A 13,948-nucleotide genomic window follows, 5' to 3' on the forward strand; every position below is an offset into this window, starting at 1 on the left:
TAGTTGTTCACGATGACGGAGCCCAAATAGCGGCTTCGTCATCGCTTGTAATGGCGGGCGCCTCCCGCTTCAGAAAATCCACCAGCACGTGGACCGCAGGCGGCATGTGGCGCTGACGGGAATAATAGAGGTGCCATCCTGGAAAGGATGGCGAATAGTCCTCCAGCAGGGGAACGAGCCAGCCGGCTTCAATAAAAGGCCGCATGAGCTGCTCCGCCCAATAGGCGATACCGACACCCTGGAGCGCTGCCGATACAGCAAAGGCGCGATCCGAAACCACGAGCGGCCGTTGACCGCGACAGTGAACCATTGGCCGTTGAGCTGAAAATCCCAACTGTAGATGCCTCTGCTTCCCGATTGCCGCCAATTGATACAGCGATGCTGCAGGAGATCTGCCGGTGTCTCGGGGCAACCATGCTGGGCTATATATTCCGGCGAAGCCACCGCAATCTGCCGTAGATGCGGTCCGAGCGGCACGGCGATCATGTCGTTTTCAAGGAGCTCGCCAAGGCGGATGCCGACGTCGAAGCCCGCCTCGACGATATTGGTGACGGTGTCGTCGATGGCGAGATCGAGCGTGATCTCCGGATAGGCCTGGTGGAAGCGGCCAAGCACCGGCTCGATGAGGGTTGTGGCGGCGAGTCGCGGCACATGTAGACGCACGGTGCCGCGTGGCGTACTGCTAAGGCTCCCGAGCTCCTCGACCGCCGCGTCCATCTCCGCCATTGCCGGGCGAATGCGTTCGATCAACCGCCTTCCGGCATCGGTCGACGACACGCTGCGTGTCGTGCGATTGAGAAGCCGCACGCCGAAACGCTCTTCCAGCTCCCGAATCCGCTGGCTGAGCATCGAGGGGGAAATGCGGAGCTGGGCCGCGGCGCGGGCGAAGGTACCGAGCTCCACGATGGTGATGAAGGCCCTGAGGTCGGCATATTCGCTGCCGCGCATTTGAACTCCGATTATGCCGCAATCTCTAAAGAGTGTTTTTAGTTTATAGCAGATAGTCCGCAGGGCGATATCGGTTTAGAGAGTCCCTTATTTCGTGCGAATGCCCTCCCACGCGTTCGCCTCTCTCCTGAAAAACAGGTCATCGTCAAATGTCCGATATAGAAATGATGGAGGCGCAAGCCTCCAATGAGGCACGGCCGTTCATGGTGCTTTTTGCCTCCATGACCGGCATCATGCTGGTTTCGCTCGACGTCTCGGTGGTCAACGTCGCCGTCGAATCGCTGCAGTCCTCTTTTCGCGTGCCGCTTGAAGAGTTGCAGTGGGTGCTGAACGCCTACACGCTTTCCTATGCCACTTTCCTCCTCAGCGCCGGCGCGCTCAGCGACCGCATCGGCGCCCGCCCCACCTTCCTCTGGGGTTTCGGCATTTTCCTTGCTGCTTCGCTCGTCTGCGGCGCTGCCCCCAATTTCCTGACCCTGACGCTGGCGCGCGTGGCGCAGGGATTGGGAGCGGCATTGTTGGTTCCTTCCGCCATGGCATTGCTCCAACGCGCCTTTCCTGAAAGCCGGGAACGCGCCAAGGCCGTTGGTCTCTGGGCTGGCTCGGGAAGCCTCGCCATCGCTGCGGGTCCGCTGGTCGGCGGCGCCTTGATCAGCCTCGTCGGCTGGCGAACGATTTTCCTCATGAACGTGCCGATCGGCATCATCGGCATCTGGTTGACGCTTCGTCACGGCCCGACGCTGCTCGCGAGAGTAAAGCGCGATTTTGACCTCGCCGGACAATTCACCGCAGCTGCCGCGCTTGCGTGCCTGACAGCCGCGGTGTCGTATGCCGACGTCGCCGGCAGCGGCGCCTGGATCGCCGGCGGCTTGATCGTAGCCGCCCTGTTTGCCGCCGCCTTCCTTTATATCGAGAGCAGCATCCGCCAACCCACGGTCCCGCTCGGCCTGTTCCGCAACACCGGCTTCACGGTCGCGACGGTCGCAGGCTTTATCCTGAACTTCGTCTTCTATGGAATGATCTTCGTCTTCAGCCTGTTCTTCCAAACCGTGCAGGGTAAATCCGCCTTTGCGACTGGCGGCGCCTTTGTGCCGATGAGTGCCGTGATCATGATCGTCAATGTCGTGGCCGGCCGGCTGGCCGCGCATTTCGGCATCCGGCCGACCATGATGATCGGCCTGCTGTTGGCGACGGTCGACTACGCCGCCATGTGTTTCATCGGCGCCGATGCCAGTCTCTTCCTGGTCGCTCCCACCTTTATGATCGCCGGAGCAGGCATCGCCCTCGCCATCCCCTCGGTTATGGCGGCGACACTGGCCTATGCCGATCCGCAATCCGTCGGCGTCGCTTCAGGCGTCGTAAATGCCTCAAGACAGGTCGGCGGCGCGATTGGCGTCGCCCTGTTCAGCGCCATCATCGGCACCGCAGCCGGCAGCGAATTCGTCGCCGAGATGCATGTCGCGAGCATCATCTCCGCCGTTGGCCTGATTATTGCTGCAGCTTGCGTCATCTTGATCATGCCGACACTCCGTCATGCGGAGACCCCGCCAACGAGCGGGATGACGGAGCATTAGCGAAGACATGCCTCTGCCCCGCTCAGTGATTGGCAAGCGCTCCAACCCGCCGGCGGATGTGTGCATAAAATCAGGCTTCAGCGAGTATCGGCCCGGACCGGCCTCGCCATAAGTCACCGAATTTTCTGGAAATCGTCTGTCGCAATCTGCTATAGATGACAGAATAATGGCTCTGTATGGTTCCGAAGTACCGCTTCGGGACCTGTTTTCTTTTGTGTCTGCGACAGAGCAACGCAGGGAGTGAAGGACAAGAAAAATGGTTGAAAAGGTACCGATGACGCAGAACGGGTTCGTCAAGCTGCAGGAAGAGCTGCGCTGGCGTCAGCAGGAAGAGCGCCCGCGAATCATCGAAGCAATTTCGGAAGCGCGCGCCCATGGCGATCTTTCCGAAAACGCCGAGTACCATGCCGCCAAGGAAGCCCAAAGCCACAACGAAGGCCGCATCAGCGAACTCGAAGACCTGACAGCGCGCGCCGAGGTCATCGATCTCGCCAAGATGTCGGGCTCGAAGATCAAATTCGGCGCCAAGGTGAAACTCGTCGACGAAGACACCGAAGAAGAGAAGATCTATCAGATCGTCGGCGACCAGGAAGCCGACGTGAAGGCCGGCCGCATTTCCATCTCCTCGCCGATCGCCCGCGCTCTGATCGGCAAGGAAGTCGGCGATTCCATCGAGGTCAACGCCCCCGGCGGCGCCAAGGCCTACGAAATCCTCTCCGTCACCTGGGGCTGATCGCCCGTGCGCGATCGCGACGCATCGCACGCAAGCGATCTCAGCGAGATCGAGGTCATTGCGACGAACTTCAAACGCCGGCTGTCCGGCGTTACGTCGACGATCGTGCAGTTGATCCCGAAGCAGATCGAACTCGGCTGCCATATCGCCACGCTCGGTCCAGGCTTGCCGGAAGATCTGCCCAAGCTCGGCTGGGCACGGCTTCCTGGCCTCTGGACAAAGCCGCGCCGCCACCGTGTCCGTGTCTGGCATGCCCGCCGCAATAACGAGATGCTGGTCGGCCTGTTGCTGCGCTCCGTGCTGCGCATGCCGCTGAAACTGGTCTTCACCTCGGCCGCCCAGCGTCGCCACACTGCCTATACGCGTTGGCTGATTCGCCGCATGGACGCCGTGATCGCCACGAGCACCCGCTCCGGCAGCTTCCTGCAAGTGCCGCACACCGTCATCCAACACGGCATCGACCTGAACATGTTTCATCCGCCGGAAGTGCCCGGCGACCGCATGACCTCCACCGGCCTGCCCGGCACTTATCTGATCGGCTGCTTCGGTCGCGTTCGTCATCAAAAGGGGACGGATCTCTTCGTCAAGGCGATGATAGAGCTCCTGCCACGCTACCCAGACTGGACCGCCGTCATCTGCGGTCGGGTAACTGCCGAACATCGCGGTTTCGGCGACGAGCTGGTGAAGATGGTGGCCGCAGCCGGCCTCAGTGATCGCATCCGCTTTCTCGGTGAAGTCGACGATATCAGACCTTGGTATCGCCGCGCGACACTCTATGTCGCCCCTTCCCGCAACGAAGGTTTCGGCCTGACGCCTCTGGAGGCCATGGCCTCGCGCACCGTCGTCGTCGCCTCCGATGCGGGCGCCTATGCCGAACTGATCGTGCCTGGGGAAACCGGTGCAGTCGTACCCGCTGGCGATGGGGAGGCGTTGACCAAGGCCATCGCCTGGTATCTAGCCAATCCCGAACAGGCACTTCAACAGGGTGAAAACGCGGTGCGTCACGTGCGCAGCGAATTCGCGCTCGAAAAGGAAGCGACTGCGATCGGCGACATCTATCGGCAATTGCTCGGCGCCGCCCGCTGAACACGCGGGCTTACTGGAGCAATTCCAGGAAAAGTGCGAAGCGGTTTTCCGTCCGGAATTGCGTAAAAACAAAGGGCTAGAGGTCGATACGGTTGCGCTCGATGAAATCGATCATCGCCCGATCCTCGACCAGATCTTCCTCGATACTTTTGACGATCGATAAAACCTTGTCCCGGTACTTGGTCGGCGAGGCATCGTAGGACCATCCGCGGGCCAGCTTCGCCATCAGCTCTTCGCGGGATTTGGTGTAATAGTGATTGAGCTGCAGGAACCCGTTCGAATAGAAATCCGGCGATTTCCGTGCGCGGCGCGCGAACCGCTTTCCGGCATCGTTCGCCGTCAGATCGCCGTATGCGCGTGTCTTGAACTGATGCACGCTGACTTCGATCACCTCGCAGGGATCGACGATACACTTGAAATTGCTGACATTTTCCTTGCGGGTCATCGGATCGGCGCCACGCATCGTGTAGTTCAAAGCCAGCGGACCACCAGGCGGCGTTTCATGGCCGCTGGTCGCAAACATGTGCCATGGCAGCGAAACATTCGGAAAGTCGCCCACAGCTTCGAGCGCCTGCTCCACCGTGCGCCCCTCTTTCGGCAGCAGGAATTCGTCGACGTCGATGAATGCCATCCAGCGGTATGCGCCGCCGAAATTAAGTATCGCGTGGGCAAAGACGATGACCTGACCGTTCAACGGCGCGCCTGTGGTTGCGTCGGTCATGCGTCCGGTCCAAGGGATGATTGTTAGCGTGTCGGGATCGAGGAGACCGCGCAGAATGGTGAGGGTTTCATCCGTGGAGCCATTATCATAAATATAGAAGTGACGAATACCGACAGCCTGGTGGAAGCGCACCCATTCCTCAATGTAGCGCGCCTCGTCCTTGACACAAACGGCAATCGCGATGCCGTGCCGACCCTCCTGCGGCTTCGGCGGATCGATTGTAAGCTGCTTCGCGTCCGATATCTTGGGCTTCAGCCACCCCATGTGTCCGTTCCCTGCAACTCAGACCGTCGATACCGCGGCAAACCGCGCATCATAACCAAATCCATATTTCAATAGCGCCGAAACCGGCGAATAGTTGACAAATGTCACGCCTCGTTCCGACCCGATTTTCTTTGCCAAAACAAAATGTTCGAGGATGCGATCTTCGGCGCGGGCGATGCCCGAAAAGGCGGTTTCATCGCTGGTTTCATAAAAGCGCGGCTCACGGGCATTGGAAATGTCGATGCCGAGGAAGCCAATCGTTTTGGGCGAGCAATAAAGCGCGAACTGCAGTGCTGACACCGCAACAGAGCCGCCTTGGAAAACGCCGCGATCCGGTGCAAAGGAAAAGCCGGCGGAGCCGGTTGTATTGAGCCGCACGAAATCGAGCCGCTTCATGTCATCGATGGAACGACGACGTGCGCCATATGGCTTGCGGATGTCGTCGATCAGAATAACCGTCTTGTCCGCCAGCCAGCGGCTGTCGAGCTCCGAAATCGCCCTCAGCACGGCGACGGAAAACAGGCAGATCGTGCCGGACCTGATCTCACGCAGCATCATTTCCGAATGCCGCCAGACGAAACGCTCGTCCTCCACGGCGATGGCAAGCGGCGTCGCGATCTGCTCGCCGATCAATCCAATGGCGCCATTCAACAGAATGGCGCTGCCTTTCTCCAGTTCGGCCAGATCGCAGTCCCGGATCGAGGGGCCGGAACCGACGACATGGATGATTCCACTGGACCGTTCGCGTAAACGGTCTGCGGAGGAAAGGTCGGCAATCTTCGTGCGGCGATAAAATACCTCCCCTGCGCCGTTCCTCCGGACGATATTGAGTCCTGGAAACCCGTCCTGCACATGGCCGCGCGAACCGCCGAGCAGCAGGCGTACGCCGGTCTTGATCAGCGATCGGTGCCAGGGGCGGTCAGCCATCGTCTCAGAGCTCCACTAGGCCGAGTTTCTTCACTTGTCGGATGGTCAGCATGGTGCGCACCGTATCGACATGCTCATTCGCTGTCAGCACTTCGATGACGAAATCCTGAAACCGGGTGAGGTTTTCCGCAACACAATGCAGCAGGAAATCGCTGTCGCCGGACACCATCCATGCCTGGCGCACGAGCGGCCATTCCGCCGTCGCATTGGCAAAAGCCTTCAGGTTTGCTTCCGATTGATGCTTAAGGCCGACCATGCAGAATGCAACGAGATCGAAGCCGAGCTTCGGACTGTTGAGCATGGCATGATAACCCTCGATGACACCCGCCTCTTCCAGCTTGCGCACCCTGCGGAGACAGGGCGGCGCTGAGATGCCGACACGGTCGGCAAGCTCGACATTGGTCATGCGACCGTCGCGCTGCAGTTCCCGCAAGATCTTGATATCGATGGCGTCGAGTTCAGCCCGCAGCACTTTTATTGCCTTTCCTTAATTCCCACCGGCAGCTTCTATACTTTCTTTAAATCCCCTACGGCAGCTTCTATATAAAGCGGGGAAATACGCAAGAAAGTTTCCCTCGCGTAACCGAATCTTACACAAAGCAGATTTGCCCTGTTAGTAATGCAAGGCTGCCCTTGAATAAATGCATAAGGCAATCATAAATGGGTCGGCGGATCGTGAAATCGCCTGCTTTGCCCATTTTGAAGCCGACGCTTGCGAAACGCTGAGATTGAAAGGACTTATTATGACTGCCCGCCACACCAAGGTGCTCATTATCGGCTCCGGCCCCGCCGGCTATACGGCCGCGGTCTATGCGGCGCGCGCCATGCTGAAGCCGGTTCTGATCGCCGGCCTTGAACAGGGTGGCCAGCTTATGATCACCACGGATGTCGAAAACTATCCGGGCTTCGCTGATCCGATCCAGGGGCCGTGGCTGATGGAGCAGATGCTGCAGCAGGCACAACATGTTGGCGCCGAGATCGTCAACGATCTCGTGACCGAAGTCGACACCAATCAGCGCCCCTTTGTCGCGCGTACCGACAGCGGCCAGGTCTGGACCGCCGACACGCTGATCATCGCGACCGGCGCCAAGGCAAAGTGGCTGGGCATCGAGAGCGAACAGCATTTCCAGGGCTTTGGCGTTTCTGCCTGTGCTACCTGCGACGGCTTCTTCTATCGCAACAAGGATGTGATCGTAGTCGGCGGTGGCAACAGTGCTGTCGAGGAAGCGCTCTATCTTTCCAACATCGCCAAGTCGGTCACCGTCGTGCATCGCCGCGATTCGTTCCGCGCCGAAAAAATCCTGCAGGAGCGCCTGTTCGCAAAGCCGAACGTTAAGGTCCTCTGGAACACGGAAGTCGCCGAAATTACCGGCACGCCGGCCAAGCCGCCGATGCCGCCGTCGGTTTCCGGCGCACGCCTGCGCGACACCCGCATGGGCGTTGTCACCGACGTGACCATCGACGGCGTTTTCGTCGCCATCGGCCACGCACCGGCGACCGAGCTTTTCAAGGGCAAGCTGAAACTCAAGGACAATGGCTATTTGTGGACCGCACCGGATTCGACGGCGACCAGTGTCGCGGGCATTTATGCAGCCGGCGACGTGACCGATGATACGTTCCGACAGGCGGTCACCGCAGCGGGGATGGGCTGCATGGCGGCGCTTGAGGCGGAACGCTACCTGACTGGGCATATGCCCGTCGCCGTGGCTGCGGAGTGATGCAGCCGATGAGGGGAAACGGCATGCCATTGGACTGGGACAAGCTGCGTATCTTTCACGCGGCTGCCGAAGCGGGTTCGTTCACACACGCGGCCGACAAACTGCATTTGTCCCAATCCGCCATCAGCCGACAGGTTAGCGCACTCGAGCAGGATGTCGGTATCAAGCTGTTTCATCGCCATGCCCGCGGCCTGATCCTGACTGAACAGGGCGAACTGCTTTACCGCACCGCGCATGACGTGCTCTTGAAGCTCGAAACGGTCAAGATGCAATTGACTGAGACGACTGACAAGCCAAGCGGCAAGCTGCGCGTGACGACAACGGTCGGCCTCGGCCAGGGCTGGCTGACCGACAAGATCCAGGAATTCCTGCAGCTTTATCCCGACATGTCGATCCAGCTCATCCTCGACAATGAGGAGTTGGACGTGAACATGCGCCATGCCGACTGCGCCATCCGTCTGCGCCAGCCGCAGCAGTCGGATTTGATCCAGCGCAAGCTCTTCACCGTGCATATGCATGTCTACGCTGCTCCCTCCTACATCAACCGCCACGGCGAGCCGCAATCGGTGGAGGATCTGGACAATCACCGCATCATCAGCTTCGGCGAACCGGCGCCGAACTATCTGCTCGACGTCAACTGGCTGGAGATCGCCGGCCGCTCGTCCGATAACAAGCGCGCTCCGCATCTGCAGATCAACAGCCAGACCTCGATCAAGCGCGCCTGCCTGCTCGGCATCGGCATAGCGGTGCTGCCGGACTACATTGTCGGCCGCGACCCTGGACTCATTCAGCTCGCGATCAATGCCGACGTGCCGTCCTTTGACACCTATTTCTGCTATCCCGACGAAATGAAAAATGCCGCCAAACTCAAGGTTTTCCGGGATTTTATCGTTTCGAAGGCACGAAATTGGAACTTTTAAGTTAGCTAAGACTCTGGGAAACCAGTCTTTTTTCGCGGCGATACATCTGCCACGCGTATGATGCATGGCTGATATGCACAAATGAGAGTTGAAGCGTGCCCAATTAACTACCATATCGCAATTAGCTGATGCACATGGTGGCTTTTCCTCCCAGTTCCACCGCATTGGCTGTTCCCCTCTGGAGGTTTTTAACCTTCATACCTATAGGGCCCTGGTTGTTACCGGCGGCCCTTTTTTTTGCCTTTTTGCGCCGGACGTAGCAAATGCATAACTGCCATGCACAAAAAAGCATTGCGCACTGCACAAATTAGCATCATACAGCACACAGCTGATGCACATGGTGGCTTTTCCTCCCAGTTCCACCGCAGCAGCTGTTCCCCTCTGGAGGTTTTTAACCTTCACACCTATAGGGCCCTGGTTTATTCCGGTGGCCCTCTTTTTTTGCCCAATTTCTGAGCACGGCATCAAAGTGCCTTGCATAAAATAATTTGCTGCGGCGCACCTTGATATATCGAAAATCGACGATACATAAATCGTCTCTTTTCGATATTCACCTGGTGAACGCCATGGACAAAACTGAGATACTGAAGGCATTGGCCCATCCGGCCAGGCTCGAAATCCTCAACCAGCTCAAAGATCCGCAAATACATTTTCCGACCCAGGAACATCCATTGGAGCTGGGCGTCTGTGCAAGTCAGTTCGAGCGTTGCGGCCTGTCGCAATCCACCGTCTCCGCCCATCTCGGCACCTTACATCGCGCCGGCCTGGTGACCACCAGACGTCTCGGCCAGTGGATTTTCTATAAGCGCAATGAGGAAACCATCGCTGAATTCCTCGCAACCCTGCAAAAGGAACTTTGACATGCCGCTTGCGCTCCTCGTCCTGGCACTGAGCTCCTTTGCCATCGGAACGACTGAATTCGTCATCATGGGCCTGCTGCCCGAAGTCTCCACCGATCTGTCCGTCACCATTCCCCAAGCCGGCTGGCTGGTCACCGGTTATGCGTTGGCGGTGGCGATTGGTGCGCCGATCATGGCTGTTTCCACGGCGCATCTCCGCCGCCGTTCGGCATTGATCATGCTGATGGGTTTCTTCATCCTCGGCAATCTTCTCTGCGCGATCGCACCCGGCTATTGGGTCTTGATGATCGCTCGCATCGTCACCGCGCTTTGCCATGGCGCCTTCTTCGGCATCGGCTCGGTCGTTGCCGCAAGCCTCGTCGCGGAAGACCGGAAGGCTCGCGCCGTCGCGTTGATGTTCACTGGTCTGACGCTTGCCAATGTGCTCGGCGTGCCGCTCGGCACCGCATTCGGCCAGGCCTTCGGCTGGCGCGCACCCTTCTGGATAGTCACCCTGCTCGGCGTCGCTTCGCTTGCCGGCTTGATGCTTGTCCTGCCCAAAGGCGAGGAAGTCCGCCACGGCAATCTTGGGCGCGAGATCTCGGCGCTGCGCGGCGTCGGTCTGTGGCTGTCGCTGTTGACAACGGTGTTCTTCTCCGCGGCGATGTTCGCACTGTTCACCTATATTGCGCCGCTGCTGCGCGACATCACCGGCGTTTCGCCGCAGTGGGTAACGTTGACGCTGTTGCTGATCGGTGTCGGCCTGACCATCGGCAATCTTATCGGCGGCAAACTGGCGGACTGGCGTCTCGGCGCCACGCTTGCCGGCGTCTTCGCGGCAATCGCGCTGACCTCCGCCATCTTCAGCATCACCAGTCACTCCTTCATTCCCGCCGAGATCACCCTCTTCCTCTGGGCTGCGGCAAGCTTCGCCGCCGTACCGGCGCTACAGATCAATGTCGTCAGTTTCGGCAAGGATGCGCCGAACCTGGTGTCGACGATCAACATCGGCGCCTTCAATACCGGCAATGCGCTCGGCGCCTGGGTCGGTGGTGCGGTCATCGACGCCGGCTTCTCGCTATCACATGTGCCGCTTGCCGGCTCCGTCATGGCGATCCTCGGCTTTATCACCGTGGTGTTGACCTTCGCGACTGCCAGAGCGAAGGGCGCCGCGCTCGCCTCCTCCTAAGACCCCTCCTCATCCTCCCGCATAGCAAGAAAGGACCTTCCATGACCAAACTCTTCGAACCGACGAAACTTGGCGATATCTCCCTCGCCAACCGCATCGTCATGGCGCCGCTGACGCGCAATCGCTCTCCGAATGCCGTTCCGAACGACCTGAACGTCAAATACTACGCCCAGCGCGCCACGGCGGGCCTGATCATCACCGAAGCGACGGCCATCACCCATCAGGGCCAGGGCTATGCCGACGTACCCGGTCTCTACACCAAGGAAGCCCTCGACGGCTGGAAGAAAGTGACTGATGCCGTGCATGCCAAGGGCGGCAAGATCGTCGTGCAGATGTGGCATGTCGGCCGTATCTCCCACACCACGCTGCAGCCGAACGGCGGCAAGCCTGTCTCCTCCACCTCCAAGCGCGCCAACGCCAAGACTTACCTGGTTAACGGCGACGGCAGCGGCGGCTTTACCGATGTCTCCGAGCCACGCGCTCTCGAGGCCTCGGAAATTCCAGGCATCATTGAAGATTACCGCAAGGCCGCCCGCGCCGCGATCGAAGCCGGTTTTGATGGCGTCGAAATTCATGGGGCCAACGGCTACCTCATCGACCAATTCCTGCGCGCCGACGTCAACGACCGCACCGACCAGTATGGCGGCTCGATCGAAAACCGCGCCCGCTTCCTCTTCGAAGTGGTTGACGCTGTCGCCAAGGAAGTCGGCGCCGGCCGCACCGCGATCCGCATCTCGCCGGTAACGCCATCAGGTGATTCCAGCGATCCCCATCCGCAGACACTTTTCACCTATGTCGTCGAGGGTCTGGCCAAGTATGGCCTCGCCTATATTCACGTCGTCGAAGGCCAGACCAGCGGCGCGCGTGACTTCCTGCCCTTCGACTATGATGCCCTGCACACTGCTTACAAGGTTGCGGGCGGCACGTCGGCTTGGATGCTCAACAACGGCTACAATCGCGAGATGGCGATAGAAGCGGTCGAAAGCGGCAAAGCCGACGTCGTCGCCTTCGGCAAGCCCTTCATTTCCAACCCGGACCTCGTTCGCCGGCTGAAGGAAAACGCGCCGCTCGCAGCGCTCAACCAGGCAACGCTCTATGGCGGTGGCGCAAACGGCTACGCCGACTACCCGACTCTGGACGAAGTGGCTTAACTCCCACCGCTCCGGCCATGTTGGAAAATCCCGCTGCAAGGCGGGATTTTCTTTTTGGGGATAGCCGCTAGAGTGCACGCATGTTTGAGCACTATCTGAAGCGCTGGTCGCTGACGCCGGATGGCGAAGCGATCATTACTCGTTCCAGCCATCTCCTGCCGGTTATCTGGCGCGGCTTGCCCGCCATGCTGAAAGTCGCGCTCGATATCGACGAGAAACTCGGCAGCCAGGTCTTGCGCTGGTGGGACGGCGACGGCGCCGCGCATGTCTACGAACATGACGGCGATGCCGCTCTCCTGGAACGGGCGACCGGACCGGGCTCGCTGCTGACGATGGCGATGGAAGGCGGTGATGACGAGGCAAGCCGGATCATCTGTCGCACGGCCGGAAAGCTTCATGCGCCGCGGGCAACGCCGTTGCCGGATCTGGTTCCGCTTGACCGCTGGTTTCGCGAGCTTGAGCCGGCCGCACGTACTCATGGCGGTCTTCTCGCCACCTGCGCCGATATTGCGCGTCACCTGCTCGAGGATCAACGCGACCCTACAGTGCTGCACGGCGACATCCACCACGAAAATATCATGGATTTCGGCCCCCGCGGCTGGCTCGCCATCGACCCGAAGCGCGTCTACGGCGAACGCAGTTACGATTTCGCCAATACCTTCTGCAACCCGGAACTTCCCATCGTCACCGCCCCCGGCCGTCTGCAGCGGCAATTGCCGATCGTCTGTGCCGAAGCGAAGCTGGAGCCGAAGCGGATGCTGCGGTGGATCGTCGCCTATGCCGGCCTTTCCGCCGCTTGGTTCCTCAGCGACGGCGATGCCAGAAATGCCGAGTCGGATTTCAGCGTCGCCAGGATCGCGCTCACCGAACTCCAGATCTGACCCCGCGCCTCAGCGCGCCGGCAAGCAGCCGATTGCCACAAGGCTTGCCTTCACCGCCACCTCGATGGGGGTATGCGGTTCTTCGCCAAGGACTGCCACCAGCTTGTCGTTCCGCATCTGCAACGGCACTTTCCAGAGATAGCGCATTTCCCGCAATTCTCTCATGACCGTTACGAAGGGTGCGGCGAGCGGCAGGATCCACCAGGGAAAGGCCTTCACCTTGACCTTGTGCCCGACGACACGTTCGATCGCAGCAACCATCTGCCGACCGTCTCCATCCCAATGACCGCGCATGTGGTAGACAGCGAAGGCAGGAAGCGCGTCACCCTTCTCGATCAGGCGGGCCATCGTTTCGGCAACATCCGGCAGATAGGCCCATTGATGGCCGATGCCGGCGCGGCCCGGATTGCTCACTGATGTCACCGGCTTGCCGGGCTTGACGATGCCCTGCGAAAACCAACTGTTGGTGGCTTGGCCGAAGAAATCACCGGCGCGCACAATGATGACGGACGTGCCGCTTTCCGCCGCGGCCTTCAGCCGCTTCTCCATCTCGACGCGAATCGCACCCTTGCGCGTCCGCGGGTTCTGCGGACTGTCCTCCGTAACGTTAGGAAAGACATCAGGGCCGAAATTATAAACCGTGCCGGGGAGGACGATCCGTGCACCAACCGCTTTTGCCGCTGCAATCGTGCTGTTCAGCATCGGCAGCACGAGTTGCGCCCAGTTCCGGTAGCCGGGCGGGTTGACGGCATGCACGATCACGTCGGCTCCGTCAGCCGCCTTCAACACATCGCTCGCTTGCATCGCATCGCCCTGCACCCAGTCGAAACCAGGCTCGCGCCGCGCCGCTTCCGCCGCATTGCGGTTCAGCGCCCGGATGTGCCAGCCACGGGCGGCGAGCGTGCGGGCCACGGCACCGCCAATACCGCCGGTGGCACCCAGGACGAGAGCGGTCTTTCCATTGTTCATCTGCTCAGTCATCGTCATCTCCATCGAT

At 59.9% G+C, this 13,948-nt stretch carries 14 protein-coding genes and 1 pseudogene; 9 read left to right on the forward strand and 6 right to left on the reverse strand.

Going from position 1 to position 13,948, the window contains the following annotated elements:
* Positions 1 to 7: 7 nt before the first annotated feature.
* The gene (locus CCGE525_RS38950; RefSeq protein WP_245472015.1) at positions 8 to 310 is read right to left on the reverse strand and encodes a LysR substrate-binding domain-containing protein; all 303 of its coding nucleotides are present in this window, start codon (positions 308 to 310) and stop codon (positions 8 to 10) included.
* Positions 311 to 384: 74 nt separating this feature from the next.
* Positions 385 to 948, reverse strand: a pseudogene (locus CCGE525_RS38955) (LysR family transcriptional regulator); the annotation flags it as partial.
* A gap of 149 nt (positions 949 to 1,097) precedes the next feature.
* Here CCGE525_RS38955 and CCGE525_RS13660 point away from each other — a divergent pair.
* The 3 genes from CCGE525_RS13660 to CCGE525_RS13670 all read left to right on the forward strand — a co-directional run bounded on the left by CCGE525_RS13660 (position 1,098) and on the right by CCGE525_RS13670 (position 4,341).
* Positions 1,098 to 2,522: an MFS transporter gene (locus CCGE525_RS13660; RefSeq protein ID WP_120704738.1), complete on the forward strand. Its 1,425-nt coding sequence runs from the start codon at positions 1,098 to 1,100 to the stop codon at positions 2,520 to 2,522.
* Positions 2,523 to 2,778: 256 nt separating this feature from the next.
* Complete coding sequence (gene greA / locus CCGE525_RS13665; RefSeq protein WP_120704739.1) at positions 2,779 to 3,255, forward strand: transcription elongation factor GreA; 477 nt, start codon at positions 2,779 to 2,781, stop codon at positions 3,253 to 3,255.
* 6 nt (positions 3,256 to 3,261) lie between these two features.
* Positions 3,262 to 4,341: a glycosyltransferase family 4 protein gene (locus CCGE525_RS13670; protein WP_120704740.1), complete on the forward strand. Its 1,080-nt coding sequence runs from the start codon at positions 3,262 to 3,264 to the stop codon at positions 4,339 to 4,341.
* A 76-nt stretch (positions 4,342 to 4,417) separates the two neighbouring features.
* Here CCGE525_RS13670 and CCGE525_RS13675 read toward each other — a convergent pair whose 3' ends face one another.
* From CCGE525_RS13675 to CCGE525_RS13685, 3 genes are read right to left on the reverse strand one after another with little or no spacing between them, the layout of a single operon-like run.
* Entirely contained in the window at positions 4,418 to 5,326 is a 909-nt protein-coding gene (locus CCGE525_RS13675; protein ID WP_120704741.1) for a glycosyltransferase family 92 protein, read from the reverse strand.
* A gap of 18 nt (positions 5,327 to 5,344) precedes the next feature.
* Entirely contained in the window at positions 5,345 to 6,253 is a 909-nt protein-coding gene (locus tag CCGE525_RS13680; protein ID WP_120704742.1) for a glycosyl transferase, read from the reverse strand.
* Between the two features lie 4 nt (positions 6,254 to 6,257).
* On the reverse strand, positions 6,258 to 6,725 hold the full coding sequence (locus CCGE525_RS13685; RefSeq protein ID WP_120704743.1) for an Lrp/AsnC family transcriptional regulator: 468 nt from the start codon (positions 6,723 to 6,725) through the stop codon (positions 6,258 to 6,260).
* 271 nt (positions 6,726 to 6,996) lie between these two features.
* On the opposite strand from CCGE525_RS13685, the gene trxB reads away from it, so the two are divergent.
* The 6 genes from trxB to CCGE525_RS13715 all read left to right on the forward strand — a co-directional run bounded on the left by trxB (position 6,997) and on the right by CCGE525_RS13715 (position 12,951).
* Positions 6,997 to 7,971: a thioredoxin-disulfide reductase gene (gene trxB, locus CCGE525_RS13690; RefSeq protein ID WP_120706402.1), complete on the forward strand. Its 975-nt coding sequence runs from the start codon at positions 6,997 to 6,999 to the stop codon at positions 7,969 to 7,971.
* Between the two features lie 23 nt (positions 7,972 to 7,994).
* A complete protein-coding gene (locus CCGE525_RS13695) occupies positions 7,995 to 8,891 on the forward strand; it encodes a LysR family transcriptional regulator VtlR (protein WP_120704744.1) in 897 nt (298 codons plus the stop codon).
* Between the two features lie 566 nt (positions 8,892 to 9,457).
* Positions 9,458 to 9,751 carry an ArsR/SmtB family transcription factor gene (locus CCGE525_RS13700; RefSeq protein WP_120704745.1) on the forward strand — a complete coding sequence of 98 codons (294 nt, stop codon included), beginning with the start codon at positions 9,458 to 9,460 and terminating at the stop codon, positions 9,749 to 9,751.
* 1 nt (position 9,752) lies between these two features.
* Entirely contained in the window at positions 9,753 to 10,919 is a 1,167-nt protein-coding gene (locus CCGE525_RS13705; protein WP_120704746.1) for an MFS transporter, read from the forward strand.
* Between the two features lie 41 nt (positions 10,920 to 10,960).
* The gene (locus tag CCGE525_RS13710; RefSeq protein ID WP_120704747.1) at positions 10,961 to 12,070 is read left to right on the forward strand and encodes an alkene reductase; all 1,110 of its coding nucleotides are present in this window, start codon (positions 10,961 to 10,963) and stop codon (positions 12,068 to 12,070) included.
* A gap of 80 nt (positions 12,071 to 12,150) precedes the next feature.
* On the forward strand, positions 12,151 to 12,951 hold the full coding sequence (locus tag CCGE525_RS13715) for an aminoglycoside phosphotransferase family protein (RefSeq protein ID WP_120704748.1): 801 nt from the start codon (positions 12,151 to 12,153) through the stop codon (positions 12,949 to 12,951).
* A gap of 9 nt (positions 12,952 to 12,960) precedes the next feature.
* On the opposite strand, the gene CCGE525_RS13720 is transcribed toward CCGE525_RS13715, so the two are convergent.
* Complete coding sequence (locus CCGE525_RS13720) at positions 12,961 to 13,932, reverse strand: SDR family oxidoreductase (protein ID WP_120704749.1); 972 nt, start codon at positions 13,930 to 13,932, stop codon at positions 12,961 to 12,963.
* Between the last annotated feature and the right edge of the window lie 16 nt (positions 13,933 to 13,948).

Origin of the sequence: Rhizobium jaguaris, from assembly GCF_003627755.1 — a bacterium.
In the GTDB taxonomy this organism is placed as follows: domain Bacteria; phylum Pseudomonadota; class Alphaproteobacteria; order Rhizobiales; family Rhizobiaceae; genus Rhizobium; species Rhizobium jaguaris.

What these genes read in the sequence shown, in the direction of transcription:
- CCGE525_RS38950 (WP_245472015.1), bottom strand. Translation starts at nt 310, where the DNA reads ATGGTTCACTGTCGCGGTCAACGGCCGCTCGTGGTTTCGGATCGCGCC.
- CCGE525_RS13660 (WP_120704738.1), top strand. Translation starts at nt 1,098, where the DNA reads ATGTCCGATATAGAAATGATGGAGGCGCAAGCCTCCAATGAGGCACGG.
- greA (WP_120704739.1), top strand. Translation starts at nt 2,779, where the DNA reads ATGGTTGAAAAGGTACCGATGACGCAGAACGGGTTCGTCAAGCTGCAG.
- CCGE525_RS13675 (WP_120704741.1), bottom strand. Translation starts at nt 5,326, where the DNA reads ATGGGGTGGCTGAAGCCCAAGATATCGGACGCGAAGCAGCTTACAATC.
- CCGE525_RS13680 (WP_120704742.1), bottom strand. Translation starts at nt 6,253, where the DNA reads ATGGCTGACCGCCCCTGGCACCGATCGCTGATCAAGACCGGCGTACGC.
- trxB (WP_120706402.1), top strand. Translation starts at nt 6,997, where the DNA reads ATGACTGCCCGCCACACCAAGGTGCTCATTATCGGCTCCGGCCCCGCC.
- CCGE525_RS13695 (WP_120704744.1), top strand. Translation starts at nt 7,995, where the DNA reads ATGCCATTGGACTGGGACAAGCTGCGTATCTTTCACGCGGCTGCCGAA.
- CCGE525_RS13700 (WP_120704745.1), top strand. Translation starts at nt 9,458, where the DNA reads ATGGACAAAACTGAGATACTGAAGGCATTGGCCCATCCGGCCAGGCTC.
- CCGE525_RS13705 (WP_120704746.1), top strand. Translation starts at nt 9,753, where the DNA reads ATGCCGCTTGCGCTCCTCGTCCTGGCACTGAGCTCCTTTGCCATCGGA.
- CCGE525_RS13710 (WP_120704747.1), top strand. Translation starts at nt 10,961, where the DNA reads ATGACCAAACTCTTCGAACCGACGAAACTTGGCGATATCTCCCTCGCC.
- CCGE525_RS13715 (WP_120704748.1), top strand. Translation starts at nt 12,151, where the DNA reads ATGTTTGAGCACTATCTGAAGCGCTGGTCGCTGACGCCGGATGGCGAA.
- CCGE525_RS13720 (WP_120704749.1), bottom strand. Translation starts at nt 13,932, where the DNA reads ATGACTGAGCAGATGAACAATGGAAAGACCGCTCTCGTCCTGGGTGCC.